General features: G+C 76.4%; 1 protein-coding gene and 1 pseudogene. One reads left to right on the top strand and one right to left on the bottom strand.

What is annotated here, in order from left to right:
* Positions 1–234 (top strand): annotated as a pseudogene (locus VR44_RS38860) (serine/threonine protein kinase); the annotation flags it as partial.
* A gap of 46 nt (positions 235–280) precedes the next feature.
* On the opposite strand, the gene VR44_RS38865 reads toward VR44_RS38860, so the two are convergent.
* Positions 281–1,459, bottom strand: a 1,179-nt coding sequence (locus VR44_RS38865; RefSeq protein WP_245692883.1) for a streptophobe family protein, incomplete at its 5' end; no start/stop codon positions are given.

A 1,459-nucleotide genomic window follows, 5' to 3' on the forward strand; every position in this document is an offset into this window, starting at 1 on the left:
GTGGACGAGGTACTGGTCAAGGCCCTGGCGAAGACACCGGAGGACCGCTGGGGGAGCTGCCTGGAGTTCACCGGGGCCCTGCGGCGGGCGGGTACGGCACCGGTTCCCGTACCGGTGGCCGGTGCCGTGGCCGGAGCCGCCGCCGACGCGGGCGCCCTCGCCCAGGCGGCCGGACCGCCGCCCCCGCCCCCGCCGCCCCGGTGGGCGCTGCCGGTGTTCCGGGGACGGGCCTGACGCCGCCATCGGTCCCGATGCGCGAGCGAGGGGTGTGCGGGGGCGGTCACCGGTCCTGGTGTGCGGGGGCGGGCTCGTCCACGGGCCCGGGGTGGTGCAACGGGCGGGCCAGGAAGGCGCCGAGGAAGCCGGCCACCGCGCCCCAGAGCAGGCCGAGGCCGGTCGTGCGCCACAGCACCGCGGTGAGCTCGACCTTCCCGCCGAGCCCCGAATCGTCCCCGATGCCCAGCAGGGAAAGCCCGAACTGGGCCTCGATGCGGCCCAGCAGACAGACCGCCAGCGTGGCCAGCGCGAGCGCCACCCCCAGGTGCAGCGCGTGCTGCCACGGCCGCACCCCCGCCGGGGAGCGTGCGGCGGTCAGTACGCCCGTGCCGAGCAGCGCGAGGGCGGCCACCACGACCAGCCACCACGCCCGGCCGTCCTGACGGGCGAGCGTGGACACGTCGAGGGTGGACAGGTCGGGCCCGCGCAGCACCCGGTCCAGCAACTGCGGTACCGGCAGCCCGAAGGGCCCCTCGACCCGGCCCTGCCAGGCGCCCCCGAAGCCCAGGGTCAGGCCGAGCCACGCCAGGTTCGGCAGGCCCAGCAGCAGCACCGCGAGGGTCCGCGTGGCATGCCCCTGGGTGCCGGCCACCACCAGTCCGATCACCAGGCCGAGGACCACGTACCCGACGAGCAGCACGGCGGTCGCGAACGCGGCCGGGCGCACCGCCGTGTGGAAGCGGAGCAGGCCGGCCGGCAGCGGCGCGCGCCGGGACACCAGCAGGGAGATCAGCAACAGGCCCAGGATCCACAGCAGTCCGAAGAGCAGGGTGGCGGGCAGGTCCGCCCGGAAGCCGGCCGTCGGGGTGGAGTCGAGGAGTTCGCCGAGGTCCTCCAGCGGGGAGTCCCCGTTCAGCAGGCGGAAGGTGTGCTCGGCGAAGAGCGCGAAGAGGGTGAGCACGGCCAGCCACAGCACGGTCGGCAGGGCGGCCCGGAAGAGCAGTTCGCGGGGCCGGGCCACCGCCCGGTGGCGCAGCGGGCGAAGGAACAGGTACCCGATGGTCAGCGCACCGGCCAGGCTCACCGACAGCGGCAGCACGGACAGGCTCGCCTCGGCGCCGCCCAGCAGCCCGGCACTGCCCGTGACGCCGACCTCGCCGCCGGCCGCCATCACGACGACGGCGGCGACCACATGGGGGAACGCTCCGCCCGGCAGGTCGGCCGCTCCCGCGCAGGCCAGCCC

Origin of the sequence: Streptomyces katrae, assembly GCF_000966975.1 — a bacterium.
GTDB lineage: Bacteria > Actinomycetota > Actinomycetes > Streptomycetales > Streptomycetaceae > Streptomyces > Streptomyces katrae.